Origin of the sequence: Bradyrhizobium genosp. L (assembly GCF_015624485.1) — a bacterium.
Taxonomy (GTDB): Bacteria; Pseudomonadota; Alphaproteobacteria; order Rhizobiales; family Xanthobacteraceae; genus Bradyrhizobium.
In genome coordinates this window covers 3,788,124-3,813,410 of the sequence record NZ_CP061378.1, presented here as the reverse complement: position 1 = coordinate 3,813,410, position 25,287 = coordinate 3,788,124, and the positions used below count along the sequence as shown (strand labels likewise).

35 protein-coding genes are annotated in these 25,287 nt (G+C 63.6%); 11 read left to right on the top strand and 24 right to left on the bottom strand.

Annotation, left to right across the window (positions count from 1 at the left end; translation table 11 throughout):
• Window positions 1-35: 35 nt before the first annotated feature.
• From IC762_RS17950 to IC762_RS17920, 8 genes are all read left to right on the top strand, one after another.
• Window positions 36-548 (top strand): hypothetical protein, encoded by a 513-nt coding sequence (locus IC762_RS17950; protein WP_195783613.1) that lies wholly within the window; start codon window positions 36-38, stop codon window positions 546-548.
• Window positions 538-936 carry a hypothetical protein gene (locus IC762_RS17945; protein WP_195783612.1) on the top strand — a complete coding sequence of 133 codons (399 nt, stop codon included), beginning with the start codon at window positions 538-540 and terminating at the stop codon, window positions 934-936. Before IC762_RS17950 ends, IC762_RS17945 begins: the two co-directional genes overlap by 11 nt.
• Window positions 929-1,171 carry a hypothetical protein gene (locus IC762_RS17940; protein ID WP_195783611.1) on the top strand — a complete coding sequence of 81 codons (243 nt, stop codon included), beginning with the start codon at window positions 929-931 and terminating at the stop codon, window positions 1,169-1,171. Before IC762_RS17945 ends, IC762_RS17940 begins: the two co-directional genes overlap by 8 nt.
• Complete coding sequence (locus tag IC762_RS17935) at window positions 1,172-1,345, top strand: hypothetical protein (protein WP_195783610.1); 174 nt, start codon at window positions 1,172-1,174, stop codon at window positions 1,343-1,345. It abuts the gene before it with no gap.
• 218 nt (window positions 1,346-1,563) lie between these two features.
• Window positions 1,564-1,854: a zinc finger domain-containing protein gene (locus tag IC762_RS35795; protein WP_433995836.1), complete on the top strand. Its 291-nt coding sequence runs from the start codon at window positions 1,564-1,566 to the stop codon at window positions 1,852-1,854.
• 620 nt (window positions 1,855-2,474) lie between these two features.
• Window positions 2,475-2,756 (top strand): hypothetical protein, encoded by a 282-nt coding sequence (locus IC762_RS17930; RefSeq protein WP_246801068.1) that lies wholly within the window; start codon window positions 2,475-2,477, stop codon window positions 2,754-2,756.
• Window positions 2,757-2,994: 238 nt separating this feature from the next.
• Window positions 2,995-3,252 (top strand): hypothetical protein, encoded by a 258-nt coding sequence (locus IC762_RS17925; RefSeq protein WP_195783609.1) that lies wholly within the window; start codon window positions 2,995-2,997, stop codon window positions 3,250-3,252.
• Between the two features lie 56 nt (window positions 3,253-3,308).
• Window positions 3,309-3,509: a hypothetical protein gene (locus tag IC762_RS17920; RefSeq protein ID WP_195783608.1), complete on the top strand. Its 201-nt coding sequence runs from the start codon at window positions 3,309-3,311 to the stop codon at window positions 3,507-3,509.
• Here IC762_RS17920 and IC762_RS17915 read toward each other — a convergent pair.
• The 4 genes from IC762_RS17915 to IC762_RS17900 form a co-directional block, all read right to left on the bottom strand.
• Window positions 3,451-5,523 (bottom strand): SGNH/GDSL hydrolase family protein, encoded by a 2,073-nt coding sequence (locus IC762_RS17915; protein WP_195783607.1) that lies wholly within the window; start codon window positions 5,521-5,523, stop codon window positions 3,451-3,453. The genes IC762_RS17920 and IC762_RS17915 overlap by 59 nt on opposite strands.
• Window positions 5,523-5,876 carry a hypothetical protein gene (locus IC762_RS17910; RefSeq protein ID WP_195783606.1) on the bottom strand — a complete coding sequence of 118 codons (354 nt, stop codon included), beginning with the start codon at window positions 5,874-5,876 and terminating at the stop codon, window positions 5,523-5,525. Before IC762_RS17910 ends, IC762_RS17915 begins: the two co-directional genes overlap by 1 nt.
• Before the next feature lie 96 nt (window positions 5,877-5,972).
• Window positions 5,973-6,275 (bottom strand): DUF6527 family protein, encoded by a 303-nt coding sequence (locus tag IC762_RS17905; protein ID WP_195783605.1) that lies wholly within the window; start codon window positions 6,273-6,275, stop codon window positions 5,973-5,975.
• 80 nt (window positions 6,276-6,355) lie between these two features.
• Window positions 6,356-7,084 carry a hypothetical protein gene (locus IC762_RS17900; protein ID WP_195783604.1) on the bottom strand — a complete coding sequence of 243 codons (729 nt, stop codon included), beginning with the start codon at window positions 7,082-7,084 and terminating at the stop codon, window positions 6,356-6,358.
• 214 nt (window positions 7,085-7,298) lie between these two features.
• Here IC762_RS17900 and IC762_RS17895 point away from each other — a divergent pair, with 214 nt between their 5' ends.
• The 3 genes from IC762_RS17895 to IC762_RS17885 are packed head-to-tail and all read left to right on the top strand — an operon-like array spanning window position 7,299 to window position 9,025.
• Window positions 7,299-7,670, top strand: coding sequence for a hypothetical protein (locus IC762_RS17895; protein WP_195783603.1), 372 nt, complete (start codon window positions 7,299-7,301; stop codon window positions 7,668-7,670).
• Window positions 7,660-8,385 carry a hypothetical protein gene (locus IC762_RS17890; protein WP_195783602.1) on the top strand — a complete coding sequence of 242 codons (726 nt, stop codon included), beginning with the start codon at window positions 7,660-7,662 and terminating at the stop codon, window positions 8,383-8,385. The genes IC762_RS17895 and IC762_RS17890 overlap by 11 nt, the downstream gene beginning before the upstream one ends.
• A gap of 37 nt (window positions 8,386-8,422) precedes the next feature.
• Entirely contained in the window at window positions 8,423-9,025 is a 603-nt protein-coding gene (locus IC762_RS17885) for an RNA ligase family protein (protein WP_195783601.1), read from the top strand.
• Between the two features lie 159 nt (window positions 9,026-9,184).
• Here the strand turns inward: IC762_RS17885 and IC762_RS17880 are convergent, their stop codons facing one another.
• The 20 genes from IC762_RS17880 to IC762_RS17785 all read right to left on the bottom strand — a co-directional run bounded on the left by IC762_RS17880 (window position 9,185) and on the right by IC762_RS17785 (window position 25,258).
• Entirely contained in the window at window positions 9,185-9,490 is a 306-nt protein-coding gene (locus tag IC762_RS17880) for a hypothetical protein (RefSeq protein ID WP_195783600.1), read from the bottom strand.
• A gap of 138 nt (window positions 9,491-9,628) precedes the next feature.
• A complete protein-coding gene (locus tag IC762_RS17875; RefSeq protein ID WP_195783599.1) occupies window positions 9,629-10,702 on the bottom strand; it encodes a hypothetical protein in 1,074 nt (357 codons plus the stop codon).
• Between the two features lie 13 nt (window positions 10,703-10,715).
• A complete protein-coding gene (locus IC762_RS17870; protein ID WP_195783598.1) occupies window positions 10,716-11,174 on the bottom strand; it encodes a hypothetical protein in 459 nt (152 codons plus the stop codon).
• Entirely contained in the window at window positions 11,171-11,347 is a 177-nt protein-coding gene (locus IC762_RS17865) for a hypothetical protein (protein WP_195783597.1), read from the bottom strand. The genes IC762_RS17870 and IC762_RS17865 overlap by 4 nt, the downstream gene beginning before the upstream one ends.
• A gap of 6 nt (window positions 11,348-11,353) precedes the next feature.
• A complete protein-coding gene (locus IC762_RS17860) occupies window positions 11,354-11,569 on the bottom strand; it encodes a hypothetical protein (protein ID WP_195783596.1) in 216 nt (71 codons plus the stop codon).
• Window positions 11,566-12,252: a hypothetical protein gene (locus IC762_RS17855; RefSeq protein WP_195783595.1), complete on the bottom strand. Its 687-nt coding sequence runs from the start codon at window positions 12,250-12,252 to the stop codon at window positions 11,566-11,568. The genes IC762_RS17860 and IC762_RS17855 overlap by 4 nt, the downstream gene beginning before the upstream one ends.
• Window positions 12,253-12,294: 42 nt before the next feature.
• Window positions 12,295-14,274 (bottom strand): hypothetical protein, encoded by a 1,980-nt coding sequence (locus IC762_RS17850; protein WP_195783594.1) that lies wholly within the window; start codon window positions 14,272-14,274, stop codon window positions 12,295-12,297.
• 20 nt (window positions 14,275-14,294) lie between these two features.
• Entirely contained in the window at window positions 14,295-15,563 is a 1,269-nt protein-coding gene (locus IC762_RS17845; RefSeq protein WP_195783593.1) for a hypothetical protein, read from the bottom strand.
• A gap of 13 nt (window positions 15,564-15,576) precedes the next feature.
• Window positions 15,577-16,239 carry a DUF2612 domain-containing protein gene (locus IC762_RS17840; protein ID WP_195783592.1) on the bottom strand — a complete coding sequence of 221 codons (663 nt, stop codon included), beginning with the start codon at window positions 16,237-16,239 and terminating at the stop codon, window positions 15,577-15,579.
• Complete coding sequence (locus IC762_RS17835; protein ID WP_195783591.1) at window positions 16,236-17,852, bottom strand: baseplate J/gp47 family protein; 1,617 nt, start codon at window positions 17,850-17,852, stop codon at window positions 16,236-16,238. The genes IC762_RS17840 and IC762_RS17835 overlap by 4 nt, the downstream gene beginning before the upstream one ends.
• A gap of 3 nt (window positions 17,853-17,855) precedes the next feature.
• Window positions 17,856-18,236: a hypothetical protein gene (locus tag IC762_RS17830; protein ID WP_195783590.1), complete on the bottom strand. Its 381-nt coding sequence runs from the start codon at window positions 18,234-18,236 to the stop codon at window positions 17,856-17,858.
• Window positions 18,233-18,988 carry a Gp138 family membrane-puncturing spike protein gene (locus tag IC762_RS17825; RefSeq protein WP_195783589.1) on the bottom strand — a complete coding sequence of 252 codons (756 nt, stop codon included), beginning with the start codon at window positions 18,986-18,988 and terminating at the stop codon, window positions 18,233-18,235. Before IC762_RS17825 ends, IC762_RS17830 begins: the two co-directional genes overlap by 4 nt.
• Window positions 18,985-19,914: a baseplate hub protein gene (locus tag IC762_RS17820; protein WP_195783588.1), complete on the bottom strand. Its 930-nt coding sequence runs from the start codon at window positions 19,912-19,914 to the stop codon at window positions 18,985-18,987. Before IC762_RS17820 ends, IC762_RS17825 begins: the two co-directional genes overlap by 4 nt.
• Entirely contained in the window at window positions 19,911-20,246 is a 336-nt protein-coding gene (locus IC762_RS17815) for a hypothetical protein (protein WP_195783587.1), read from the bottom strand. The genes IC762_RS17820 and IC762_RS17815 overlap by 4 nt, the downstream gene beginning before the upstream one ends.
• Window positions 20,246-20,869 carry a phage baseplate protein gene (locus tag IC762_RS17810; protein WP_195783586.1) on the bottom strand — a complete coding sequence of 208 codons (624 nt, stop codon included), beginning with the start codon at window positions 20,867-20,869 and terminating at the stop codon, window positions 20,246-20,248. The genes IC762_RS17815 and IC762_RS17810 overlap by 1 nt, the downstream gene beginning before the upstream one ends.
• A gap of 3 nt (window positions 20,870-20,872) precedes the next feature.
• Window positions 20,873-22,399, bottom strand: a complete 1,527-nt coding sequence (locus IC762_RS17805) for a hypothetical protein (protein WP_195783585.1) — start codon at window positions 22,397-22,399, stop codon at window positions 20,873-20,875.
• Window positions 22,396-22,542 carry a hypothetical protein gene (locus IC762_RS17800; RefSeq protein WP_195790433.1) on the bottom strand — a complete coding sequence of 49 codons (147 nt, stop codon included), beginning with the start codon at window positions 22,540-22,542 and terminating at the stop codon, window positions 22,396-22,398. The genes IC762_RS17805 and IC762_RS17800 overlap by 4 nt, the downstream gene beginning before the upstream one ends.
• Window positions 22,539-23,057, bottom strand: a complete 519-nt coding sequence (locus tag IC762_RS17795) for a hypothetical protein (protein WP_195790432.1) — start codon at window positions 23,055-23,057, stop codon at window positions 22,539-22,541. Before IC762_RS17795 ends, IC762_RS17800 begins: the two co-directional genes overlap by 4 nt.
• A gap of 13 nt (window positions 23,058-23,070) precedes the next feature.
• Window positions 23,071-23,499 carry a phage tail fiber protein gene (locus IC762_RS17790; protein WP_195783584.1) on the bottom strand — a complete coding sequence of 143 codons (429 nt, stop codon included), beginning with the start codon at window positions 23,497-23,499 and terminating at the stop codon, window positions 23,071-23,073.
• 13 nt (window positions 23,500-23,512) lie between these two features.
• On the bottom strand, window positions 23,513-25,258 hold the full coding sequence (locus tag IC762_RS17785) for a DUF3383 family protein (protein ID WP_195783583.1): 1,746 nt from the start codon (window positions 25,256-25,258) through the stop codon (window positions 23,513-23,515).
• Between the last annotated feature and the right edge of the window lie 29 nt (window positions 25,259-25,287).

Genomic DNA, 25,287 nt, shown 5'->3' with positions numbered 1-25,287 from the left:
GCCGTATGTGCAACCGAGCGCTGGGGGAACACAGCATGGACACCGCCGACACCTGCAATATGTTCATCGCCCAAGGACCTGACGATATCGTCGGGCACAAAACCTTCGACACTGAGCGCCGCGATCATAACGGCATGCCAATTCTGCGGCATGAGCCGCTGACGCGAGCCGAGGCCGACGCCCTATGGCAGCACGCCAAGACAGCGGAGACCAAACGCGCCGAGCAAATGCCGGACGAGAAGGCTGCTATCGCGGCTCTATGGGACGCTCATCAAAGGCTAAGGGAACTGGGCTGGAGAGAGCCGCAGTATTGCCCGAAGGACGGCTCCGACTTCAAAGTGATCGAACTCGGCTCGACCGGAATCTTCGATTGCTACTACCAGGGCAAGTGGCCTGACGGCCTCTACATGGTTTCGGACGGCGGCGACATTTACCCGACATCGAGCGGCGTCGCGATGTTCAAGCTCACTCCGGAAGCGCAGGCGCAGGAAGATGCTCGGCGTGAAGAGCTTCGTCGCAAGTTTGCGGAGGCCCGCAATGCAGATTGATGTCGAAAGAGCGAACCGCGCCATCGACGCGCTCCGCAAACCGGACGCCAGTCTGCAGCGCGTCCCGAACACGGTTCGGCAATCGATCGCTGAGGTGATTGAAGATTTGCTGACGGGGGTTGCTCGGTCATCCGAGCAGACGGGCGGTGACTGGCAGCCGATCGAAACCTTCCCAAGGGACGGTGAGGCTTATCTCGTCTGCGACGACCGATTGCTAGATGGCTTCCATCAGGTTGTCTTCTGGGATGACGACAACGATGAAACCGAGTGGCGCCTTGCGACTTCGGACGGCCCGACGTTTCACATTCGAGCCTTTACGCATTGGAAGCGTCTGCCAGTGCGGCCCGGTGCCATCTCCTCACCGAGCACGGAGGGCGGCAATGGGTGACGAAAAGTTCTTCTATTCGAAGTCCGGCTTCGCTCCGTACAGCGACGGCAGCGGCTTCAAGGTGACGGTCACAATCGAACAGGAAACCGAGGAATCGGAGCCCACCATCTCGTTTGAGGACGTCTGGCGCATACCGGCGTCCGAATGGGTTTCCGTTTCGAGGAAGATAGAACGGCTTCTCGATCTGGTGCAGCGGCCGGCCAGTCCTGTGGGAAACTCGCGGGAGGGGGATTGAATGCCGAAGAAGAAAGCGATCATGGCCTGCGCCCGCTGGCTCGCCTACTGTCTGCAGATCGGCTGGAAGAGAAGCGATCTCGATCGGCTGGAAACCCTGTGGTGGGAATATCACGACGACAACGGCGAACTGCTTATGGGTCCCGGCGTCAAGACCCGCAGCGTACTTCAGTAGAACCCGAGGAGGCGCGACGTGGACAACATACCGATCACAGAAAAGATGTGCGTCGCAGCCCTCGAGGCTTATTGGGGCAATCGGCCCCACGTCGGTTGGCCGCGAGGTTCCGTCCAAGCTAGGACATATAGACTCGGCCTTAAATCAGGCCAGCCGCCAATTCCGAAGAAAATTAGAGCGAGCAACCCCTAACGACTTTGGTGAGCAGGGAGTGCGGAATGATCTACGACCTTGCAACGATAAATCGCGTCGCGATGGCTATTGTAGCAAAGCTGGGGCTAAATACAGCCATAGGCGAGGCTGAGCGCGATGTCGCGCGAGCCGCGTTGGCGGCCATTACCAAGCCGCCAACGCCGACAAAGAACAGCGAATATTTCAAAGTACAGTGCCCCTATTGTCTGGCTCGACCTGGAGCCGGTTGCCGCTATATCGCACATGACGGATCATATAGATCGATCTCGCCTCACCGCGCACGCGTTCGATCCTGCGAAGAACTACAACAGTCCTAAGCCAAGATGGAGGGGGCATGGCAGACAACAGGACGCCTACCGAGATACGGCGAGCACGAGGATTAGCCAGAGTCAATCAGGTCTGCGAAGTTTGCGGGGGGCGCTTCGATCGGACTGCGGATGGTCGAAGGTGTGGAGACGGATGCAGGCTCACGAGGACGCAAGTCGATAAAGGACCCTACTCAAAAGACGAGTTACCATCCCCTCCACGCTCTCCCTGAGGGGGCGCGCCATCACCAGTTCCGGATCGTCGGCCGTCAGGTTTCTCCCTTTGGTTTACTGACCAAGACGATTTGTCAGGTGCTCGGGGCGGCGGCACCGGAAACAAGCCGCCCACACAGGCTCCTCACGCCGCCCGCGGCCTGATAGCCTGCGGGGATGGCGGAACAAAAGATCACCCTCGGGGAAATGCGGCAATCGGGCGTGCGCGGCCTGCTGGTCTATTGCTCGGACCACAGGTGTAGCCATTCCGTCGAGCTGGCGCCGGCAGAGGTGGACCAATGGCCGGATGACGTCCGGCTGTCCGATCTCGAGCCCAGGTTCACGTGCAAGGAATGTCACCGCCGCGGTGCCGATATCCGGCCGGACTTCCCGAGGCAGAAATGGGGGCCGGTGCGTGGATGACCTGGTCCCGCGAGTTCACCGACCCGATCGAACTGCCCGGCAAGACGCTCAGGACGCTCCAGGAGGCCGCCGACCACATCCTCTCGCTACCCAAGGCCCAGCAGCAGCAACCCCACTGGCAGGACGCCGTAGAGCACCTGATCAAGGCCGCAGAACGAGAGCAAGGATGGGTGCTGTTTGCGTGGATGTTCATGCTGAGGGCGATCAACCACGGGCAGCCGGAGGAGCCGCGGGCGCCGAGAAAGAAGGCGGTCAAAGGCTATAGGATCATCCGATGATGATTCACAAATTGTTGCAGGGTACAGTGGCGCCAAATCCGAGTGTGACCTCGCGCAATCATGCGCGCCGCCTCTATTTTTGCCGCGTCAACTGATTTTCGGAAATGCACGCAACCCCTATTTTCAAAGGACATCACAGAGCCGAAACGGCTGAAACTGCCAAGTTGGCGAAAGTCGATTTGCTACGATGTTCTCACGCACTCGGGAAGTGCGGGCTGTTTGAAAATGGAGAACTATCGTGAAGCATCTTCACAAGAAGGGCGACGTCGTTAATGTGTTTCAGATGTCGGTGAACAAGGGGCTGATATTCGAAGGCCGCGCGACCGTACTCAAGCCCACCGACTCGCCCGGCGAAGAACGTTATCTCGTCCGCTTCCATGGACGTGACGGCAAGCCAGCGATGGGAGAAGAGTACGAGAGGTGGATCGATCGCGGCGGCCAGGACGACCCAGATGCCTACGTCAAGGAAACTAACAAGCGCCTCAATGTGGGCTAACCATAGGCCCTCTCGCCTTCGGGCGGGAGGGCTTCGCATTTTCCGGAGATCATCCGATGAAAGTCAGGGTCTACGAAGACACCTCCAAAGCCCCGGACGATCCCGAGCGCTTCAAGCGGTTCGAGACCGAGGATGAAGCACAGGCGTGGCTTGCTGTGCACGATCCGGAGGGCGTGGCGTTTGCGGAGGATACCGACCTCAATAACCCGCAGCAGCCGCCACCCATTGCGCCACCAGGGCGTAGCCGGCTGCGCTGAGGTGAATGTTGTCCGTCCCGCTGAACGTCTGTCCTGAAGAATACGTCCCGGCAGTCGTCCCGGCGTAGCCCCTGACGCAACTCGTGATGGATGTTCCGGAGACAGCGTTCACATAGATATATTCAGTGCCGACCGTCAGAATGAAGTTCGCGGCCAACCCGCTGACCGAGACGGAGAACGCGGTATCGGTTGGATTGACGGTTGCTGTCGATATCGTTCCCGTCACATCGATCGCACGGAGGCTGAACGGCGGAATATCGTTGGTGTGATCGATGACGTCGACTGGATTTGCTGGGTTATAGGCTGCCACGAGCATGCTGCGCACGTCCAGATAACGCGCGCCGTAGGTGGACGACAGCGCCGCATTGAGTGCCGTGATGTTATTGTAGACCGTGCCGGAGCTGGATCCTTCACCCTCACCATTGAGCACCGCAAGCACAAGGGATCGACTAAGGCCGAGCTTGGCGACCATAGATGCGATATCGGCTTGAACCGTCGATCCCTGGCTCGTGTTGTTGCGGCCAAGCCAGAGGACCGAGTTGTAATTCCATGTGAACGGGGCGGCTAGAAAGCGACCGACAATCGCAGTACTCGGCTGCCCACCAACCCCCATATTCTCTGTCAGCCGCGCCGGGGCATACAGCGTCGAGAGCACGTTCGGATAGGTGATGTTGGTGCCATCCTCCGTACCGGCGGTAAGGCTGTCGCCCCAACAAAAGATCGTATTCGCGGGCAGCGAGAAGTAGGCCTGTGCGCTCATTGCCTGGGCAGCGGCGCCGTTCAAAGCCGAGGCCGACCATGCAAAGACAAGAAGATTATTCTGAAGCGGATTGGTGTTACCTGCGAGCTGACCGAAATGCATCGTGGTCGGCGACGCAAAAATCGAGCCTGGCGTTCCCGGTGTTGCAAGCGCCCCGTTGACCGCGAGTTGTTGCGATCCGGTTGTATAGGACATCACAGCCGCAGCAATCGAGCCCGGCGAGCCTTGAGAGCCGACATTGATGCCGGACTGCTGGACGCCACCGACCGTGATGAACGAACCCGCCAGCCCTGTCTGGTTCGAACGAACATCCATTCGATTGCTGGTCGTGCCGTCCGAGAGAGACCAAATCCCGGCCGGTGGCGCGTAGGTCGTCCCATAGGCCTCGTAGATGGTGCCAGTGGTCGGAGAAATCAGCGCTCTGAGCGCGGCCGTTCCCGTGATGACATCCTGGTTACGGGTGACGGCCGCACTGGTCGTCGGGATGGCGGGCGACGGGAAATTATGATTCTCGTTCTGGACGAGACCGAAGGCGATCTTGTCGCCGTTTGTGACGATCCGAAAGCCGACCTGCGGATTGGCGAGCGTCTTGCCGGGGATTGAAAGACGGGTATAGCCGCTCGAGTTGAGATACGGCGTCACGGGCCACCATGTGGCCCCGCCGTCCATCGTCATGTCGATCTCGCCAGAGCCAACCATGCGCTTCACGTAGGCTGTATGGAAGCGCGCCGAGGAAGCCAGCGTGATCGACTGCAGGCACGTCGCATTGGCCCCGGTTGCCGTCAGGCTCGTGGCCGTATTCGGTGTTTGGTCGCTGGTGACCGCAGGCTGATCAAGAGCCGCCGTGCAGTTGGTTTTCGTCCACGCGGCGTTGGTGCCATCGTTGTTCCAAAGAACAACGTTCGTCGTTGCACCATAGATTTGAAGGCCAGCATTTGAAATCGCTGCGGTATTATTACCTACGACGGTGACGTTGCCATTGTAGTCGGTGACAAGCTCAGGCGTCGTGCGCGCGGTCGTGAGCAGTGGGCTGAAAGGGATGTATCCCTGACCGACGACATAAGCTTGCTGGGTCTGGAAGTTCAGAGCTCCGGCGAATCCCGCCGGTAGCCAGGACGGCGTGCGAGCTCCCCCAAGGAGAGTGACGAACTTGTTCGGCGGGAACGCCTCCGCCTCCCCGATCTGGGAATATGCCGCGAGCGCCGCGACGCCGGTGACGAGCTCGCGCCGGGTGATGCCTTTGCGCTTTGCCATCAGGTCATGCTCCCGGGCATGAAGCATCGGACTACGGGGCGGCCGTCGAGATAGAACGGCCACACCATCGTGCGACCGTAGCGGTTCGGCTCGGTGATGACCGTGTCGTCGGGGACGTCGACCCACTGGCCGTCGAGCCGGACGCGGTAGTGTCCGTCATGAGTCTCCCAGTCGACGTCGGACAGCGCCGTGCCGTCGGCATCCGAGCAGCAGCGGCCGCCGCCCTTCGAGGACAGTTGCTCGAACCAGGGCTTCAGCGGTGAATTGGCGTAGCGGCCGTCGGGGTCGCGGGCGAGCGCTGGCGCGATGATGAGCGCAAGCGCGATCGCGCCGAGCAACAGATGCTTCAGCATGTCGTGAGGTCTCTGTCTGATCGAAGGAAGAAAATGCTTTGGACTATGCGCAGCGGAGCAAGCCGCTCTTCCATCCGTGCGCTGGCAGTGTGCTTGTCAGCACTCGTCAAAGACGCCGCGGCGGAGCCACCCGTGCCACGCGCCCGGCTTGCGCTTTCCGTAGTCAAGCGAGGGCGACACCGTTATGGTGCCGTCATCGTGTTCTTCAATTTGGTGAACAGCCGGATTCAGAGAACCGACTGTCCCATCGGGCGCAGTGACCTGCCACCAACCTGATCGCGTATTCTTCACGCGCTCCGCGGTCGCACGACCATATCGGCTCGGCTTGTCGATTTCCGACGCATCCAGGTAGCCTGAAGCGTTTGGCATCACACGAACACCAATCGTCTTCTGACCCATGGTGAAAATCCCCGCGCTTCATGATGACCGCACCGTTGTCGATAAGACGGCAGCGGTTCGGTGAACCAAGCCTGACTTCGCTAATTGGCGCCGATCGTCGCCACGCCGACCGTCAGCACCTCATTGGCCGCCGGCACATAGGCGTTGGTCACCTCGACCATGCCGGTGATGGTCGTCGTTCCGGAGGCGCACTGCGCCTGGAACGTGGTGCCGGTCAGCGACGCGCCGCTGTTCGAGGCGCCGGAATTGGTCTGCGCGTTGCCGAGCGTGAACGCGAAGCCCTGAACGCTGCCCGTCAGGTTGGCGAAGTCTGCTGCGGCGATCGTGAAGGTCGCGTTGTCCGAGACGTTGGTGCCGGGCACCGCGCTGAACAGCCACACCACGCCGGTGAGCTTGGTGGCCGGATTGGCACTCGACCAGATGTCGATGCGCGGGATCAGCACCTGGCCGCCGTTCACGCGGCAGGCGGTCGTCAACGAGAAGAACCCGGTCGCGGCCGACGTAGCGTTGTTCCAGCCGGTGTTGGCGGTATAGGTCGTGGTGTTGTTCGGCCGGGCGATGGTCGCCTTGGAATAGGCGGCAAACGGCGCCAGATTGGTCCCGGTGCCCGCGCTCACGGGCAAGGGCGTGGTGGACGAGACCGGCTGGGCGTAGCCCAGCGCGGCATTCCAGAACATCTGGACGGTGCCGACGACCGACTTGCCGGCGGTCTGGGTGGCGAACTCGTTGCCGGTGCTGATCGCCTGCGCCAGAGCCGCCGTGGCGATAGCGACCGCAAGTCCAGCCGCAATCAGAAATCGCTTCTTCATGTCCAACACCTGGTTTTAGAGGATCGAGGAAGGGTTGCCCGCGCGGGTGCCGGATCAGCCCCGCGCGGGCGCCCCGCCGGTCACCGAGGAGGAAGCCCGGCCGGGCATAGCTGGCCGGCGCGGTCGACACGGCGGCTCGGATATCAGCGATCGATTCGACAACGCTGCCGGCCGCCCCTATCTTTGGGGCACCCGTGTAGCGTGGAGTATGCGTATGACCCGGACCGGCTGGGTTCCATCGATTGTCCCGGCAACCGACCAGACCGTCTACCTGGTCGCCGACGATTTCGGCCAGATCGGCCGCGCCTGGCGCGAGGCCGATGTCGAGGCAACGGACCTCGAGACGGTGATCTCCAGTCTGTTATCCGGCGAATATCACGACCCGATCCGGGTGATCGGCTTCAACACGGCGGAGCACTGGAGCGAGGACGTGTCGGAGGACATCGCGCGCGAGATCCAGCGCAGATGCGATCTCGACGGCACTGCGGTCCCCTCCCAACTCCAAGGGTTCGTCGACCGGCATATCGGAGACCGCAGGCAGTTGACGCTGCGGCTGGTCCAATTGAGGCGCACGCATGGATATTGATCGCACGACCGCGCTTGGCTTGTTCAATACCGCCCGATCCTATTGGAGATCGGCCGTCACGCTTCATCAGGCTCAGCTGAAGGTGACGCACCCGAGCGCGCCAATCACCTTCCTGTTCTGCCACGCGATCGAGCTCTACCTGAAGAGCCAGCTGCGGTGCCACGGCTACGACCTGGGCAAACTGAAAGGCATCGGCCACAATATCAGCCGCTTGGGCGAAGAAGCAGCCAAAACCGGCCTTCCAATATCGACAGAGACCACTGCACTTCTGAGCCACATCAAGGAAGAAGACGTCGCGATGGATGCCCGCTACATCGTGACAGGCTTCAAAAGCGCGCCGACCGCGGAGTTTTTGGCGGATGCATGCAAAGAACTCGACCACTCAATCGGCGCGGAGCTGATTGCTCACGGGCAGCCCGTTCACATGAGGGACTTTGTTGACCCACCCGCACCATCAGTTGATCTTGATGCCGATACGGTACGCGTTTTGATCGATATGTTCGGGCAACCGAACTCCGATCACAGCGATGCTAGATACTTAGCCGCCAGACTCAAAATGGACCCAGGCATCGCGCAGTATCATCTGGATGAGCTCGCCGAGCGAGACTTGGTCAACCTGGGCGGGTTTAACATGAACAGCGGCGACAATTACTGGTCTCTTACAACCAAGGGTCGCGCCTACGTCGTCCGGAACAAGCTTGTGCCATCGGTCTAGATTCGCAAATCCGGCCCGGAATACCTATCTTCGCACCATGCGAAAGACACCCCTACAGCCCTGCCTGCCGGTGCTGGCGAAGGCCGTCCCGACCGGAGACGACTGGCTCCACGAGGTCAAATACGACGGCTACCGCGGCCGGCTGGAGCGCGATGGCGCCACGGTACGGCTGAGCTCCAAATCGGGGCTGGACTGGACCTGGCGCTTCCCGTGGATCGTCGAGACCGCCCTGGAATTGAAGCCGCAGCGTTTCGTGATCGACGGTGAGATTTGCGTGCTCGACGTCCGCGGCATTTCCGACTTCGACGCCCTGCACTCGAACCGGAACAACGAGGAGGCGCAGCTTTACGCGTTCGATCTGCTTGCACTCGACGGCGACGACCTGCGCGATTTGCCGCTGGTCGACCGCAAGGCGCGGCTGGCGAAGCTGCTGGCGCGCCGGCCGGAGGGCATTTTCGTCGCACCCTTCGAGCACGGCGAGATCGGCCCCGACCTGTTCGATGCCGCCTGCAAGATGGGGCTGGAAGGCATCGTCTCCAAGCACCGGCAGCGACGGTACCGGCCGCGAACCTGCGATTGGGTCAAGGTGAAGAACCGGCAGCACCCGGCCTTTTCCCGGGTCAGAGATGCGCTGTCGTAAGCTTTGGGGACAATGACCAGCGGGGTCCGCTGGTCGACCTGTCAGGTTATTTGCCAGTCTTTCTGCGGCGTCGGCGGCCGTCCCAGCAGTTCTGGACCAGCACGCCGGCCACCAGGATCAGCACGACGACCACATAGGCGAAGACGTAGTAGAGCGCGATCACGGGTATTCGCGATCAACGCCGCGGGCGCCCTTCACGAACCCTTCACCGCGGCGCAACTCGTCGTACCACTTCATGAGCATGCCGATCTGCACGCCCTGGGTCGCGACCTGCTTGACGGTCTCGCCGAAGGCCTTGAACTCGGTCTTCATTTCCTTGATCTCGTCCTTCAGCGCCTCCAGCATCAGCCGAGTGCGCGTCTCGTCGCCGCCCCGGCGGTAGAGGAAGGCCGCCGCGACCGACAGCGCGCCGAAGAACGTTAGGATGTCGCCGATCCTGAACGTCCACTCAAAGGAGATTCCCATCGGTCAGGCCTCCCTCGCGTTAAGAAAGCCTTCGCAATTCATTCCCATTGCTCATTCCCAGCCTGCGTTGAGGGCCGCACCTCGATGTAGGTCAGGGGCAGCGCGTCGTTCCAAGCGGCGCGCTGTCCCGTCTTGAACTTATGCGCCGGCGACGCCGAGCGTGGTCACGAATGTCATGACGCCTGCGGCAAGGCCCGTGCCGGCTTGCAACTTGTCTTGCACCCAACCAGCGCATCCGGCCTTGAGAGAAGGCCCCGTCAACGCGATGAAGACGATATCGAGCTTCGCCGCCTGCGTAACCACGCCATCATCGGCAGAGGTAACGGCCGGACTGTCCGTCGACATTGTCGTACCATCCGGCCCCTCGACCGCAGGCAAGCCGTCAAGAGTCAGAACCGTCGACGAAGGGGTCGGCGTTGCTGAAGGCGTCGGAGTTGGCGCTGCTGACGCAGCCGCGGGAGAAGCCGTCGGCGACGGCGCGACCGGTGGCCCATTCACCACCAGCTTCGCAATCGGCACGATTGCCTCTATGCAGGATGACGACAGTCCGTCCGTCTTGGTGCAGGTCGAGCCGGCGGCGACCGGCCCAACGGCGCATGGATAGGACAGGAACTGGTCGGCCCGCATCATGTCGCGCACCAGCGTGATGCCACCGCGCTTGATGAAGTCGGCGAGGTCCTTGTTGGCGTCGCCGGTCATCTTGACGCCGCCGCCGGTCACCGTACCGGTCGGGCAGCTAGCGCCCGGATGGTCCGTGATGCACATGGGGTCCGGCAGGCCGAGCGGATTGGGAATCTTCAGAAGGTGGGGTTTGCCGGCGGTATAGGAACCGAGGGTCGGAAGCGACGACGGAGACGGGGCCGCGGGTGTGGCGTCACCTGCAGGAGCTGCGGCCCGCACCGGTTGCCGGGTTTGCGCACGCGCCCCATTGATGCCGCAAGAAAGCAGAAGGCCCGTCGCGATCGCCAACATGACCGCCGGCTTCACCGCCGGCGTCACGGTGAACTGCCCGGCAGGTCGCGGGCCGAACGCACCGGCCGACATGATCAGGGCACCGACCGATCCGAGATTGGCGGCCCACGCCTTGACGTAGGGAATCCATGCCTCCGGCACCATGTTGGCAAGCGACATCGAGCCGTTGCCGAGCTGCGTCTCGACGGCGACGACGATGCCGAGCACCGCAACCCAATTGAAGCCCTTCAGAAAGTCCATGTTCTCGTTCTCCTCAGTTGACGTTGATGCGGCCCGAGACGATCAAGAGCAGATCGCGCGGGGTGATCTTGTTGAACTCGGTGGCGAGGCGGTAGGTGAACCAGCCGCAGTCGACGAGCGCGGCCGCAACGAGCTCGGAGCAGAACCAGGCTTCCGGCTCCTGCCATTCGCGGTTGAGTGCCAATGCGGCGATCGCCTCGATGTCGTAGGGCTTGCCGAGCTGCGCCCGCATGAAGGCATGGAATTTGTCGGCCAAGGCCTGCTCGACGGGGATCTCGACGATGATGTCCTTGGTGTATTGGCCGACGTCATAGTCACCGGCGCGCGCCTGCACGCCGCCCTTGTAGTGGGCTCCCAGCAGCGTGCCGTCCGGCATCACCGCCTCGGTGTGGATCGCCCAGAAGCCGTAGCAGGCCGCGCGGATGCCGGCCGCGACCGCGTCGACACCGTCAACGAAGCGGATGCGGATCATCGGCCGAGCCCCGCACGGACCAGCCGCTTGAGCGCGGGCCAGAACACGGCCACCAGCAGCGCCAACACCAGGACGCCCATCACGCCGTGATAGACGGCATCGCCAAAGCCGTTGGTGCCTTCGGCCGCCGAGCCGCCGAACGGTTGCGCCTGTGCGGTCGAGATCAGCAACATGATGATCTACCCGATCGAGAATGACTTGATGATGGAATCCGCGTCGATGCGGACATTGAGGCGCGTCGGCTCGTTGTCGATCGAGCCGACGTTCACCAGGCCCCCGGTCACGTTGACCGAATAGCCCAGCGGCTCGACGATCGACTTGATGTCGTCGATCGCCTTGATCAGCTGCCAGCCCTTGAAGGCGGCGAGCTTGTGGATCAGCGCGTGCGGGTTCACGCGATGCCTGCGGTGCGAAGGCCCTGCGTGAACAGCGCCGCTTCATGGACGCGGCGATTCCAGAGATCGCCGCCCTTTGGCCAGAGCCGGCGCATCGAGAGAATGTCGCCCGGGACTGCCGCGAGGTTGCCGCTCGCCACATGTGCCTTGATGCTCCGCATCTCGGCGTAGCGTGGACCGGGCGCGTCGAAGGACGGACCGCGGTTGTAGGCGATCGAAGTGATCGCACCGAAACAGTCGCCGTTCAGCTTGTCGCTGCCTGGCAGGTGCTGGGAGACGATGTGCTCCCACTTCAAGAGCTCATGCGCCCGGAACTGGGCGATCGCCTGGTTCCAGGTGATCGTGACGCTGCCGCCATGCGCCCTCACCCATTGATGCGCGGCCTCGCCGGTCAGGCCAGCGGCGCGTTGCAGCGCCGTGACCACATCGTCCGCAACGAAACCGGTCCAGTCGGACTTGATCTGCGCCGCAGTCGAATAGCCGCAGTCGTAGCCGATGCCGACCGTGGGCCCGGAGGCGCCGAGCGGCCATTCGAAATGCGTGTAATGGCGCGCGTAATATTCGGGGCTGGAGTCCTCTTCCCGGACGATCAGGTCGATCGCGTCCTGTGACGAGCGCGGTTGAGGCACGGCAGCGGGCCCGGCGCCGGCATTGGCCAGCGCCGGGTTTACGATTTCCGGCATGGGGATGGTCTCCGAATGTGAAGGAAGGTCGTGATGGTCCGCCTAGGACCCGTAGTGCTCGATCACCATGATGCGGCCTGCGGCGCCGGCCCCACCCGCTGCACCACCGCTGCCGGCCGATCCGCCGCCGCCGGCCGCGCCAACCGCGTAGGAATAGGTCGCGCTCGGGCTCTGGATGATGCCTTTCAGGTAACCTCCGGAGCCGCCGCCCGCGCCCGAGGGCGCGGTCGTGTTGATGCCACCGCCGCCACCGCCAGATCCGCTGTTGGTGGTTGCAGCACTGCCCGCACCGGCGCCGGGCGCGCCCCCTTGGCCAAAACCGCCGAATGGCGACGACCCGCCGATCGGACCATTGGCCGGCGTCGTCACCGAGCTGCCGGCACCGCCGCTGCCGCCGATCTGATTGAGATATCCGCCGGACGCCGTTCCGCCATTTCCGGGCGAAGACTGACTGGCGGGAGAATTGCCGCCGCCTGCGGTGAAGGTCGAGAACGTCGAGTTGCCGCCATTGGTCCCGAACGTCGCCCCGGTACTGCCGCTGCCGGCGCCGCCGGCGCCACCCCCGACCATCTCGATCTCGAGCCACAGCACATTCGATGGCGTCGTGTAGGTGCCGGAGCCCGACAGGAAGACCTGCGTGGTCGGCAGGGTTCGACGGGCCGCGGTCAGTTCGATGACATTGACGCTGGTGTCGATGCCGTTACCGGTCGTGAACGCGCCGGTCTTGCTATCGATCGAGGATACGCCCGACGCCAGCGAGCCGACCACCTGCGCGATCGTTGCCTGCTTGAGGGCGCCGCTCGCGGCCTGGTCCGACAGCATCAAAAGATCGGTCGATGCGGGCGACGACTTCGCCGTCAAGCCACCGATGGTGAACGGCGCATTGTTCGCCGTCCCGCTCGTGGCGTTACCGAGGAAGGACCACGCCGTCGTGTTCTGCGCGATGTTGCCGAGCGTGATGAAATTGGCACCGGAAAAGGCCGGCGTTCCGGCGAAGGTGCCCGACAGCGTCGCGCCCGCGATGGTCGGGGTCGACAGCGAGGGGGAGACGCTGGCAACGAGATTGCCGGTGCCGGCGACCGCATTGTTCAAGGTGACGCCGCCATAAGTCAGCGCGGACCCGATCTGGACGCCACCACCTCCGCCGCCAATCTGGACTTGCCCGGTCGAGACTGCGCCAAGCGCGAGAATGCCGGAACCCTTGGCGTTGATGCCGAGCGCCTCATTCGTCGCCGAAGAGGTCGCCTGCAGGTTGATGCCGTTGCCGGCGGCGAGCCCCTGCACACGAAGCCCGGTCGCAACCGAACTTGCCGACGCGTCAACGCTGAAGGCGGCATTGGTGCCGCCATTCGCTCCGACCGCGAAGGCTGCGCCGGAGTTCGACGTCACCGTCACCGCGCCGCCAAGTTGAGACGAGCCGGTTGTTGCGAGCGCGTTGGACCCGATCGAGGCGCCACCGAGCGCGAGCGACGTGCCGGTGGCCGCTCCAATCGCCCCGCCTGCGAACACCAGCGCTCCGGTGCCCGTCTCGTCCGACATCACTCCGCGGAGCTGCGCCGACGTCGTCGCCGCAAACTGCGAGAGCGGATTTGACGTGATGCCGCATGTCGCACAGGCATAGGTCGTGACGCCGGCCGGGAAGGACACCGATAACGGCGTGGTCGCGGCGAACGATGCCGCTGCGCCGCTCGACAATGGACCGACCGTCACGCCGTTGACGCGCGCGAACACGCCCGATGCAGTGAACCAGAGATCGCCGTCGGCCGGCGCGGACGGCGCCGAGCCAGGCGTCAGATTGAGGCCTGCGAGGGTCGACGACGGAGCCGCCGTGATCAGGCGGCCGGACAACGTCCCGCCGGTGATCAAAAGAGGCGATGCACCGAGATAGTCCTGCTTCGCAGCGAAGGCGCCATTCCACTGCGCCGGCGTCGGCACCTGGCCATAGGTCCAGCCGGGCGAGCTTTGCGCATGGGCGGTCGACCACGCTCCGCAGAGCACCGCTGCGAAGACGAACTTTCGCATGAGTTGCATGTTTCGGCCCATCATAGCGAGAGGTACCACCAGACGACCGTCGACAACTCGACCGTGTTGTGCGCGACGTTGCCGCCCTGGTTGGCGTTCGTGAGCGTGATGCCGGTCGTCGACGACGCGTTGTTGATCGTGATCCCGGTCGTCGCGGACGCGTTGTTGATCGTGATCCCGGTCACAGAGGTGCCGGAGGGTCCTAGATTGACTTGGGTCGGGACCGCATTGCCGCCCGCGGCGAGATTGAGATTTGCCTGGTTTGCGAATGATTGGGTGTGATTATGACCGGGATCGGTCAGCGAGTTGGTGTGCGTGTGGCCAGGGTCGGTCAGCGAGTTCGCGTGGATATGCCCTGGATCGGTCAGGCTGTTCGCGTGGGTGTGTGTCGCGAGCTCAGAGACCGTGAGCTGGTGCAGGTTCTCACCGAGAACCGAGCTCGGGATGACCCGCCCGCCGACCGTCACCGGCACGCCGGTAAGGAACGTCGTGGAGGAGCCGCCGATCGAGTCCGCGCCGATCAGGCCGCGCCCCATCATCTGGATGGTCGCGATCGCGCGGTTCGCATTGAAGTCCGCGAGCGCGGTGGCGCCCTTGGAGACCACGCCGCCGGACGAATTGAACAGCGTGCAATTGATGCAATTATTCCAAAGGAACGCGAACAGGAAGGCGGTGTCGATATTGGCGCGCGAGGTCGCGTTCGAACTTGCGTTGCCGACCGTGAGACCGTCGGCAGGCACCGCATTTGGCGGCGGCGAGGTCGTCGAATAGACCGGGATCGGCGTCCCTGGCGCATAGGTTCCGGGAAGAACGGTCCAGCCGGACGAGCCCGAGATCGCATCCGGGGTCGTCGTGTTGTTGTCGGTCGTGTTGTACCAGAGCCGGCCCTGCACCAGGCCCGACTGCACGACGGCGCCCTTCGGATAGCCGCCGACCGCCGTCGAGAACGTCGCGTCGTAGGGCAGACCGGAATAGGCCTGCATGAAGCGGGACCATTGCGAGATCGCCGCCAGCACGCCGTTCATGTCCTGGCCGAACGGCGGGCAACCCCCGCTCGAAGACGGCACGAAGGTCAGCGGCGGAAAGCCATCCGGCCACGACGCCGCACAGTTCTGGATGCCGATCTGGGAGGTCTGCGGGATGGTGCGGATATAGGCCGAGCCCGCGCTGTTGCCCCACGGGATCGGAATCTTGGTCGGCATCTGTGCCTGCGTCATCGCCAGCACGCCGACGATCTGCGAGAGCCACAGCAACGCTGCGGCTGAAGCCAGCCGGAGGACGCTTTTCATGCGAGGGATTTCCTCAGTTCACCAGGATATTGACGATCACGCCGGCCGCATTGGGCAGCACGTTGGCCTGCAGCACGATCGCGATCTCGACCGCCGTCAGCGCGAAATTGAACGTGTAGGTCTGGCTCATGTTCAGGTTGTCGGCGATGTAGCAAGTACCGCGACCGGGGAAGAGCCCGAGCAGGATGGCGTTGACCGACGGGATCGATCCGTCGGAGATGTTGCCGGAAGCCTTGGCGAGGATCAACTTGCGGAAATCATCGTCGCTCAGCACATAGTTCTGGGTCAGGCCGCCGCCGCTATAGAAGCCGCCCTGGTTGAAGCCGGTCCAGCTGCCGCCCGCCTCCTCGAAGCCCAGATATTGCACGCCGCCGGGGATCGAGATCGCGCGCTGCACGCCGACGATCCGGCCCCAGACGTCGAGCCCGTATCCTTGCGCCGTCAGCACGTTCCAGATCAGGTCGTAGAAATTATCGAACGCCTCGGTGAGGTCCATCGCGGCGTTGAACGAATTGACCCACGACGTGATGATCGGCGAGTTGGCATATTGCGCAAGGATCGTGGTCCAGACGTCGAAGGTCGGGATCGTACCGATCGGCGAAACGCCGATCGCGAAGGACCCGATCGCATTCGACCCTGGCGCCGGGTTCGGGTGCGGATACGGAGGCCCGCTCACGTCGTCGTCACCGCGATGTTCGGCGCCGTGATCTGCGGCACCTGGTCGGCCCGGACCGCAACCGACGATCCGCTGGCCGCGACTGCCGAGATCACCGCGTTGGTCGTGAGCGAAGCGCCGGCCGACGTCGTCGCGTTACTGGTGACGTAGACCCCCGCGCCGCCGGGCGTGCCGGAGGTCTGGCTGACGATCGTGGTGCTGCCCGGGACGCCGGTGCCGCTGACCACGTCGCCGATCCCGATCAGGCCGGTGACGGACGTCACCGTGAGATTGGTGCCGCTGCCGGTACCGGTGAACGTCGCCCCGAGGCTCTGCGGGTTGTTCACGGTCCAGGACGAGCCGGAGCCCGCCACCAGCACGGTGCCGTTGATGATCCGGCCATCGGCGTCGAACAGCGCCTGCCCGATCGCAAGCGCGCCGCTGGTGACGCTTGCCACCGTCAGCGTATTGCCGGACATGCTGCCGACCACGACCGCACCCGGCGAATTGGTCGATCCGATCTGGATCGAGGCCACCTGCGCCCACGAGCCGAGCGCGGCGATCGCCGGGATGTAGTTCGCGGCGTAGACCGTCGAGGCGATCCGCGCGCGCGGCGGCGCCGGATTGAGGTTGCTCTGCCCGGTCACAGCCTGGATCAGCGCGGCCTGCACTTGGGTCTGCGCGTCGCTCGGGATCAGGCCATTGTTGACCAGCACGACGCCGAAGACGAGCTGCAGCGGATTCGGGATGGTGAACTTGATGGTGTACGGGATCGGCGCCGCATAGAGCGGATTTTCGTCATAGGTCGTGATCGTGGTGTTGCCGGCCATCGGCGCGCCGGCGCCTTTTTTCGACAAGATCGCCGAGGCGATGTCCGCAGCGAGCCCACCAGACACCGAGATATAGATCGCATAGGCCGGGATGGTGACGCCGAACACCGTCACGGGGGATGCCGTGTTGTTGTTGTAGCCGAAATAGTCCAGCACGTTCGCGACCTTGGCGACCGCGCCGAGAATAGCCGGCACCGGACCGAAACTATTGCCGGCGACCGAGTCCTGCCTGCGGAGCTCGAACGATGCGCGGCTTTCGACGTCGCGGCCGACCACGCCCGAGACCACCGAGACTGTGTCCCAGCCGTTGACGCCGCGATAGATCGAAACGCTTTCCGGCACCGATACCGGCCCCGGCACCGTGCAGGCGAACGGCACGACCACCGACCCGGTCGCCGGGATCAGCGTTGCCGTGGTGCAGGAATAGATGTTCTGGCTGGAGTCCTGCACCAGCGCGCCGACCGGGATGGTGACGGGACCGCCGGTGCAGTTGAGCTGCAGCACGGTCGGTTCGGCCGGGTCCCGCTCGAGGAAGTAGATCCGCGCGATCGCGTCCTGCATCCGGCCGGACGCATAGGCCGGATCGACCTGCTGGGTGTAATATTGGAACGTGGCGTAGGTGTTCGAGATGACCGCAGCTTCGCTAGAGGCCAACTGCCCCTGCGGCGTGGTCAGTTGATAGTTCAGCGTGTTGCCGAAGGCCGCGTTGATGTCGCCCTGCACGCCGGCGAGCACGGCGGGCCCGGTCGGCGCCACGAACCCGGTCGGGCCGAACGTGAAAGACGGGACGAGCGTTCCGGTCATTGCTTAACCAATTCCCTGCGGGCTGATGACCGTGAAGTTCGTTGCCGATGTCAGCCCGGTGGTTTGGCTGGTGACCTGCACCTGCCCGGAGATGCCGCGGCCTCCGGCTGACGTGAGGAAGACCTTGGCGGAGGCCACGTCAGGCACGGTGACTGCGGCCGCCTGGCATTGCTGCTTGATGAAGGCGTAGTTCGGCACCTTGCCGAAGATGTTGCCCCAGCGGACCCCGAGCGTGGTGTCGAAATAGGCTTCGCCGAACCAGGTTCGGATCGCCGACGCCGCGTCCTGCGCCAGCGAATACGGCTCCGAGGCAACAGCGATGTTGCCGTCGGCATCGAGCACCAGGTCCCATGCGACGGTATCGAGAAGAAGCGTGCTGCTCATGGCGCTTGCGCTGCTCCCGTCTCGGTCGGCGTCGTCGCGCCCGAGGTCGGCCGCTGGTAAAGATGCACATGGTTCTTGAGGCTGACCGTGCCGGCCTGCACGTCGCCAAGCGTCGAAATGTTGCCGGCATATTCGGAGCCGTCCAGCGCCTGGATCGTGCCGCCGAGTTGCAGATTGCCGTTGATCAGCACGTTGCCCGTGACGGTCGCGTTTCCGTGCCCATCGCTCTCGATCACGAATCCGCCGGCATCCGCGAACTTGAGCGAGCCGTCACCCTTCAGCCAGAGATAGGCCTTGCCGGGCTTGTTGAGCACGCCGCCGACATAGACGCCGTCGGCAATCGAGAACCGCCGCTGCGAGCCCGGAGGCGCCACGCCGGGGCTCGCCTTGACCTTGGTGATGTCGCGATCCGAGGAGATCACATAGCCGAAGTCCCCGACCGCCGGGTCGCAGATGATGGTCCACGGACCGCCCTGGGTGCGCTGGCATGGGATGCCGTAGACCGTCCCCTCCGGCACCGCATTCATGTTGCCGTCGACCTGCGACACCAGCGGCTGCACGTCGACCGTCGCGGGCGCCGGCGGCGTGCCATCGCTAAGATGGACCGCAATCACCTTGACCGGCTTCATGAAGTCGTAGCGCGCGAGGATGCGATCCACCGCGAACGAGATTTCGTTGATGCCGGCCGCACTGTCGTTCGGGCCCTGCTGTCCGGCGCCGTTACTGCCGGCACTCGCTGTGTTGTCGGTCACGGCGGCGGCAGGACCGGATTCGGCGAATTGGCGTTATAGCAGTAGGCCGCCATCTCCCATTTGCCGTGCGGCAGCTGAGCGTCGAGCGCCATGTCGAGCTTGTAGACCGTCCATGTGCCATTGGCCTTCTGGACTGCCTCCTCGCTGGTCTGCACCTGCACCTTGCCGCCGAACGAGATGTTCGGATTGAAGATGTTGCGCACCAGGATGCCCTGCTGCGTAAACGACGGAAAGCCGATCATGCCGCCATCGGGAGGTGCTGCGATCAGCGGAATGTTCTGGGTATCGCGCGAGCCGAATTTCGGCCAGATCGCCAGCACATTGCCGTTGACGATTTCGGCATTGATGCCCGCGTCTTTCGCGCATTGCCGCATCTGCTGCGTCAGCGATCCGCGGTAATAGGGATTGGACAGCGTGGAGTCGACGCCGTTGTTCTCGAAGCCCACGTTCATCTGTCGTGCGAGCCCCGACATGACGGTCGAGACCGGCGTCGAACCGTTGAATGTGGTCGGCGGCACGTTCATGGTCGCGTCCGCCAGACCCGATTGGCACGTCAGGATAAACGGCACATCGGGTGCCGCGTTGAGATCGGCATAGGCATTGACGATGGTGCCGGAGAACACCGCCGACAGCGCGCCGCCGACATCGCCGGCCTTGATCGTCAGCGTGTTGCGCGGCACCAGGTTGAGCACCATACCGAGCGTCGACAGCTGGTTCATCACCGAGCTGGAGAGTCCGAAGATCATGACCTGCGCGGCCGAGCTCGATGGCGCGCCGGAGTTCTGGATACGCACCGAGACCCGCTTGTCCGAGGTCGTCAGCGTATCGCCGCCGGTCTCGGCAAACTGCGCAGGCTGGTTGGTCTGCGGGTTGTTGGCAAGCTGGATCGAGACCTCGATCTGCTTTGCGACAAAGGTCGTCGTCATGCTTCGAACCCATAGGATTCAAGGTCCGGAACGGTGAGGTAGACCAGCTGAAACTGCGTTCCAAGACCCGTATACACCGGGTCGTCGCCGAACTGCCCGGCTGGCGCCTGCAGATCGATGAACACGAAATCGCCTGTGAAGCCGAGATAGGCCGAGCGCACGATGCGGTTGCGATCTTCCGCAATGACGCCCTGGATGATCGGCGACGTTCCCACCAGCACGTCGACATAAAGGCCGAAGGCCTGCTGATAGATGTTCAGCGTCACGGCCTGCGAGTTGAGCTGGCATTGCAACTGCTGGCTCGCGACCGGCTGGGTCGGCACCACCTGCATCACATGATCCCCGGAGCGCCGCCATCCTCGGGCGCCAGCAGTGAACTCTGTTCCTGCGCGGTCGGGTCGCGCGGCTGCACGTTGCCGGCACCCGCCTGCCCGGCCGATCCCGGTTGCTGCGTATTCGAGAACGCCGCGGCCTCGGATTCCCGGATCTGCAGGAACATGATGTCGGCGATCAGCATGCCGACGCCGTTGGTCGCGGTCTGCTCGTAGCTCCAGCGCACCGGGTTGTAGTTCTGGTAGAGCTGCTGCGGCGTCTGGATGTCGTAGAGGTTGGTGCTGTCGACCGCGCTCTGGATTTGCGCCACCAGGCTGGCGAAGGAATCGGGATCGCCCAACGAAGTGCAGCGAAGCCGGATCGCAGCCGGCTGTTGCACCTTGTCGTAGGAGACGAAGCTGCCGGGCTCGACCTTGTAGTCGGCAACCGCGTATTCCTGATCGTAGCCGACCCGAAGGATCGAATTGAAGTCGAACGCCGACGATCCGTCGAGCAGGACGTCATAGGTGTTGCCCTGCGCCCCGACCAAAAGCGAAACAGCATCGGAGACCAGCAGCGTAATGGTGTCGTCGAGGAACGACGACAGCGCGGGCACGCCCGGGACGTCAGGTACGTTCGGCATCGCTCATTCCAACCCGGTGTTGAACTGCGACGTCGTCATGGCCCGGTCGAGCTCCGGCTTGATATCCTGCGCGATGCCGCGCGCATCGGTCGCCTGGGTCTGGACGTTGACCTGTCCGATGTGCACGTCGGTCTTGCTGCTCGACGTCGAGGAATTGCCGCCGAGCTTCTGCCTGTACACGGAGTATCGCGCCGCGTTCTGCTGTTGCGAGCCTCCGGGCAGGCTCGGCCACTCTTCCTTGAGCATCTGCTCGGCCGCTGCATAGTCGCCGCGCGCGATCGCGGCGGAGGCCTGCGGATAGAACCGCTCGATATAGCGCTTGGTGGCGTCCGACTGCTCATCGTAGCTGCCGTATCGCGGGTCCGGCAACCCTGCCTTGGTCGCGCGCGCGGCCGTCCCCTTCAGGAACTGGAAATAGCCTTGCGCGGTCGACGTCGCATTGCCGGAATCACGATCGCTGGTTTCCAGATAGGACAGGCCGTGCAGGAAATTTGTCCAATTGGTGCCGCCGGCCGTTGGCGGCTTAGGCGGCTCGGACGTGGCGGGCCCGGGTGCCGAATTGTCGCTTTTCGATTGGTCGGACGCTGCCGGCTCTTGCGGGTGGTTGGCATTCCACCAGTCCTTGACCGCCTGCGCCGGCGTCAGACCGGGCACAGCGCCGGAAAAGGAATCGTGCAAACGATCGACCAGACTGCCTTTCTTGATCTTGAGCAGGCTGTTGTCGCCGCCCGACAGCGTATCGGCCCAAATCTTGGCAAGCCCCGTCATCACGGGAAACAATTCGACCGCGATGGTGCGGCCGAGCCGGGAGAATGTCGTGTCGAGCTCGGAAACCGCCTTCTGGTATTCCTTCGCCAGCCGGATCGACTCCGGCGTGATGTTGTTGATCCGCCGCTGCTCATCGAGCATGGCGCGCAGGCTATCGCGGCCGTTGATGATCAGGTTGAGGCTTTCCTGATTGGCGCCGGGGAGCATCTGAAACAGCGCCGCGAACCGCGCCGGGTCCATGTGCTGCGATGCCTGCGCCAGATCCTCCATCAGTTCGCCGGCAGTCTTCAATTCGCCGTTCGCATTCATGATGCTGATGCCGAGCGGCCGCAGTACCTGCGTGAGCGTTCCCTGACCGGTCAGCATGAACCGGTTCATGTCCTGCGTCATCGCGTTCAGCGTGCCGGTCACGCCTTCGCCGGACCCGCCGAGCGTTCGCGCCGCACCCTGCCAGGCGACCAACTCCTTCGCCGACATGTTCATCGTCTGGGCGAGACGCCCGACGGTCGCGTCCGTGGTCGCGATCTGGCTGACGAACGAGGCAATCCCCGCACCGCCCAGGAACACGCCGAGCGCCCCGACCGCCTCGCGTCGGAACGTCGCGAACATGTCGGTCAGGTTCTTGGCATTACGCTCGGCGTGGGTTGCCGACTTCGCGCCTTCCTGCTCGAGCTGGCGCAGCTGCTCCAGCACCTCATGCTGGTTGCGCGAGAAATTGCGGCTGTCGAGCCCGAATTCCAGCACCAGTTCGTCGATGATCATGCCTTAGCCTGCCTGGCCGACCAGCGCGATGCGATGCGTGCGTTCTCGGCATCGACCTGGACGATCTCCAGCATGTCTTCCAGGTCCTCGGTGCCGTAGACCGTTTGCAATTCGTGGAGCGTCGCCAGCCGTGCCGAGATCACGGCGCCGAGCTTGCCGCCGATGTTGGCATATTCCCGGAATTCGGGCCCGTCGGCGACAAGATCGAGGAGAGAAGCGTGCCGAACATGTCGGCCGCGGAAAAACCCGTGTGGATGCGCAACACCTCCGAGCGCAGCCACCAGCGGGTTTGAACCTCCTCGATATCGCCTGACATGGCGACGACTGGCGACGCGACGGGACCGCCAGTTGTCTTGTCCCGCGCGACGGGATCGCGCACGATCTGCACGCAGTCCAGCAATTCGTCGATCAGCGGCAGCACCTCGTTGGTATCGACGCTGGCGCTGAGGATGGTCTGCAGGCCGACCACGAAGATCGCTTCCATGCCGCGGCCGAGCAGCGATTCCACCGGGATGTGGATCGGCTTGGACCCTCGCGTCATCGCGAGCAGAACGCGGGTCGCCCAGCGGTCCGCGGCCTCCGCCGGCCATTCCGTGATCTGGAAATGCTTGTTGGCGTCGCGGCCATGGGTGGCCTTGACGATTTCCGTCTTTCGCACGCGAAACCCCTTGTTACGCCGGCTGCGGGCTGACGTCTTCCCAGGTGATGATGAAGCGCCGCGGAGTGAGGATCTTCTTCGCGCCCGGCAGCTTGTAGGTGGTGAGAAGGCCGCCGGATTGCACGAATTTGAGACCGAGGCTGGGCAATGTCAGGACGCCCGAGGCCGGATAGGTTCGCTGCGACGCCTTCTGGTTCTGGTTCCAGGTGTCGAAGATCGCGTTCGAGTCCGAGTTCGCCTGCAGCACGATCGACTGTTCCTGCGGCACCCAGACGAAGCCGCCGGAGAGCACACCATCCACGCCCATGACGGCCTGGACGTTGGAGACCTCGTTGAGATCATAGACGTCATCTGCGGAGAAGCCCTGAATCTGCTGCGGGCTGGAGAACAGCCCCGGGATCGCCAGCGTCAGGATCGCGTTCGCTGCTGTGATATCGGTCATCGATGCGTCTCCGTTACGACAGCGCGACGCTGTTGAGGTTGATCGCCTGCACGGCGCCGAGATCGAGATACCAGAACGTCGCCGGCGGCCCGGTGCGACCCTGCCGCGCGGTCGGATCGGAGGCGAGAATCTGGAGATAGTAGCCGTTGACCTGCAGAGCCCCTGCGATGCTGGCGCCGGCCTGCGCGTTGACCGCGGCGATCTCCGCATTGGTCAGCGTGCCGGGCCCGAACATGCCGAAGTTGAGCGCCTGCGCGATGGGATCGGCGAGCGCCGCCTCCATCAGCGACTGCCCGACCGGACCATACGGGATCGACTTCACCGTGTTCAGCAGTTGCAACAGTGCGCTCTGCGCCAGGCTGTTGAACCAAATCTGGTTGATGTAGCTGTCGAACCACGCAAACGGCCCGGTGACGAAGCCGCGCTGCTCCCAGACGAAGTCCTGGTTGGCGTTGGCGTAGGCACCGTAGAAATTGTAGCCGTTGCCGCGACCGGTGGTCTGCGGGTTGCCGGCGAGATTGATCGCAACCGTCGGATCGGTCACGCCGGCAACGAGGCCCGCCTGCGAGCGATAGGCGAAGCTGATGCGTCCGTTGGTCTCGGAGAAATCGATTGACGCCGCTGTACCGCACAAGAACGCTGCGTGGTTCAGATCGGACGGTTCATACTGCAGGTAGGTGCCGGAATCGTTGTCGTTGGCGAGAATATAGCCCAGGCTCGACGTTGCCGGGACCGATTCCGTCGGCGTGATGTCGTTGTCCCAGCACACATAGGCGTAACGGTTGTTCTTGGAATTCTTCCAAGCCGCGAACGCCTGCTTCACGGTGTTGCCGCTGCCGCCGTCCGGATCGAAACCGGTCATGAAGGTGGCCCAGTTGTTCTGTTGGGCGACCAGCGCGTTCATGAACGCTGCGGGGACGGCCGCGTTGGCACCCTGCGAGAGCACCGCACCGTCGGCCTGGTCGAGCTTCAGCGAAGCGGCGGTCGATCCCGTCGCGTAGGCAATGGTCGAGGTCGGGCCCGTGGTGGCGCTGGTGACCAGGAAGCCGCCCGAGACGCTGTCGAACACCACGCCCGGCGTGGTCGAGGTCATGGCCTCGCTGCCGACCGATTGCGAATTGTTGACCGTCCACGACGTGCCGCTGCCCGCGGTCAGGTAGGTCCCAGAGGCGACGCCGGCGCCATGAATGAACTGGCCGATCGCAAGCGGCGTGCCGGTGACCGAGCCGGAGACCGTCAGCGTGGTCGCGGTGATCGAGCCCGTGAAGGAGCCGGCCTGCGGGCTTTCGATATCGAGCGTGTCGGCAATGATGGTCGCCGCATTGGTGAACGACGTCGCCGCGGACAGGTTGATGCTGCCGGACTTCGTCGAGCCGTCGATATTGATCGACAGCGTGCCGTTGATCGCCTGCAACTGCGCGACCGTGAGCGAGGACACGTTGCCGCCGCGCAGCCAGGCGTTGACCGCCGCCGTGTTGTACTGCGTGTAATAGATGATCGCAGGCTTTTTGTTGGAATTGTCAAACCCGCCGAAATACCCGCTGCCGAGACCGGCGCCGCCGCCCGCGATCTGCGCCTCTTTCGAGCTTGGCCCGAAATAGCTCGAGACCGCCGCCGCCGTCGGGAAGCCCAGGACCTGGCCGAGCGGCACACGGGTGCCGTTCGTCAGGATCATGCCGACGATGTCGACGGCGCTGCCGCCGGCGGACAGCACGCTCGGCGTAACGCTGACGAGTTGTGACGCGTCGATGGTGCCCATTCAACTTCCCTCTTGGAAAAGACCGGGAT

Bases quoted from the DNA above. Each gene is read 5' to 3' on its own strand.
- IC762_RS17950 (WP_195783613.1), top strand. From the start codon at position 36: ATGGACACCGCCGACACCTGCAATATGTTCATCGCCCAAGGACCTGAC.
- IC762_RS17945 (WP_195783612.1), top strand. From the start codon at position 538: ATGCAGATTGATGTCGAAAGAGCGAACCGCGCCATCGACGCGCTCCGC.
- IC762_RS17940 (WP_195783611.1), top strand. From the start codon at position 929: ATGGGTGACGAAAAGTTCTTCTATTCGAAGTCCGGCTTCGCTCCGTAC.
- IC762_RS17935 (WP_195783610.1), top strand. From the start codon at position 1,172: ATGCCGAAGAAGAAAGCGATCATGGCCTGCGCCCGCTGGCTCGCCTAC.
- IC762_RS35795 (WP_433995836.1), top strand. From the start codon at position 1,564: ATGATCTACGACCTTGCAACGATAAATCGCGTCGCGATGGCTATTGTA.
- IC762_RS17930 (WP_246801068.1), top strand. From the start codon at position 2,475: ATGACCTGGTCCCGCGAGTTCACCGACCCGATCGAACTGCCCGGCAAG.
- IC762_RS17920 (WP_195783608.1), top strand. From the start codon at position 3,309: ATGAAAGTCAGGGTCTACGAAGACACCTCCAAAGCCCCGGACGATCCC.
- IC762_RS17915 (WP_195783607.1), bottom strand. From the start codon at position 5,523: ATGGCAAAGCGCAAAGGCATCACCCGGCGCGAGCTCGTCACCGGCGTC.
- IC762_RS17910 (WP_195783606.1), bottom strand. From the start codon at position 5,876: ATGCTGAAGCATCTGTTGCTCGGCGCGATCGCGCTTGCGCTCATCATC.
- IC762_RS17905 (WP_195783605.1), bottom strand. From the start codon at position 6,275: ATGGGTCAGAAGACGATTGGTGTTCGTGTGATGCCAAACGCTTCAGGC.
- IC762_RS17900 (WP_195783604.1), bottom strand. From the start codon at position 7,084: ATGAAGAAGCGATTTCTGATTGCGGCTGGACTTGCGGTCGCTATCGCC.
- IC762_RS17895 (WP_195783603.1), top strand. From the start codon at position 7,299: ATGACCCGGACCGGCTGGGTTCCATCGATTGTCCCGGCAACCGACCAG.
- IC762_RS17890 (WP_195783602.1), top strand. From the start codon at position 7,660: ATGGATATTGATCGCACGACCGCGCTTGGCTTGTTCAATACCGCCCGA.
- IC762_RS17885 (WP_195783601.1), top strand. From the start codon at position 8,423: ATGCGAAAGACACCCCTACAGCCCTGCCTGCCGGTGCTGGCGAAGGCC.
- IC762_RS17880 (WP_195783600.1), bottom strand. From the start codon at position 9,490: ATGGGAATCTCCTTTGAGTGGACGTTCAGGATCGGCGACATCCTAACG.
- IC762_RS17875 (WP_195783599.1), bottom strand. From the start codon at position 10,702: ATGGACTTTCTGAAGGGCTTCAATTGGGTTGCGGTGCTCGGCATCGTC.
- IC762_RS17870 (WP_195783598.1), bottom strand. From the start codon at position 11,174: ATGATCCGCATCCGCTTCGTTGACGGTGTCGACGCGGTCGCGGCCGGC.
- IC762_RS17865 (WP_195783597.1), bottom strand. From the start codon at position 11,347: ATGTTGCTGATCTCGACCGCACAGGCGCAACCGTTCGGCGGCTCGGCG.
- IC762_RS17855 (WP_195783595.1), bottom strand. From the start codon at position 12,252: ATGCCGGAAATCGTAAACCCGGCGCTGGCCAATGCCGGCGCCGGGCCC.
- IC762_RS17850 (WP_195783594.1), bottom strand. From the start codon at position 14,274: ATGCGAAAGTTCGTCTTCGCAGCGGTGCTCTGCGGAGCGTGGTCGACC.
- IC762_RS17845 (WP_195783593.1), bottom strand. From the start codon at position 15,563: ATGAAAAGCGTCCTCCGGCTGGCTTCAGCCGCAGCGTTGCTGTGGCTC.
- IC762_RS17835 (WP_195783591.1), bottom strand. From the start codon at position 17,852: ATGACCGGAACGCTCGTCCCGTCTTTCACGTTCGGCCCGACCGGGTTC.
- IC762_RS17830 (WP_195783590.1), bottom strand. From the start codon at position 18,236: ATGAGCAGCACGCTTCTTCTCGATACCGTCGCATGGGACCTGGTGCTC.
- IC762_RS17820 (WP_195783588.1), bottom strand. From the start codon at position 19,914: ATGACGACGACCTTTGTCGCAAAGCAGATCGAGGTCTCGATCCAGCTT.
- IC762_RS17815 (WP_195783587.1), bottom strand. From the start codon at position 20,246: ATGCAGGTGGTGCCGACCCAGCCGGTCGCGAGCCAGCAGTTGCAATGC.
- IC762_RS17810 (WP_195783586.1), bottom strand. From the start codon at position 20,869: ATGCCGAACGTACCTGACGTCCCGGGCGTGCCCGCGCTGTCGTCGTTC.
- IC762_RS17805 (WP_195783585.1), bottom strand. From the start codon at position 22,399: ATGATCATCGACGAACTGGTGCTGGAATTCGGGCTCGACAGCCGCAAT.
- IC762_RS17790 (WP_195783584.1), bottom strand. From the start codon at position 23,499: ATGACCGATATCACAGCAGCGAACGCGATCCTGACGCTGGCGATCCCG.
- IC762_RS17785 (WP_195783583.1), bottom strand. From the start codon at position 25,258: ATGGGCACCATCGACGCGTCACAACTCGTCAGCGTTACGCCGAGCGTG.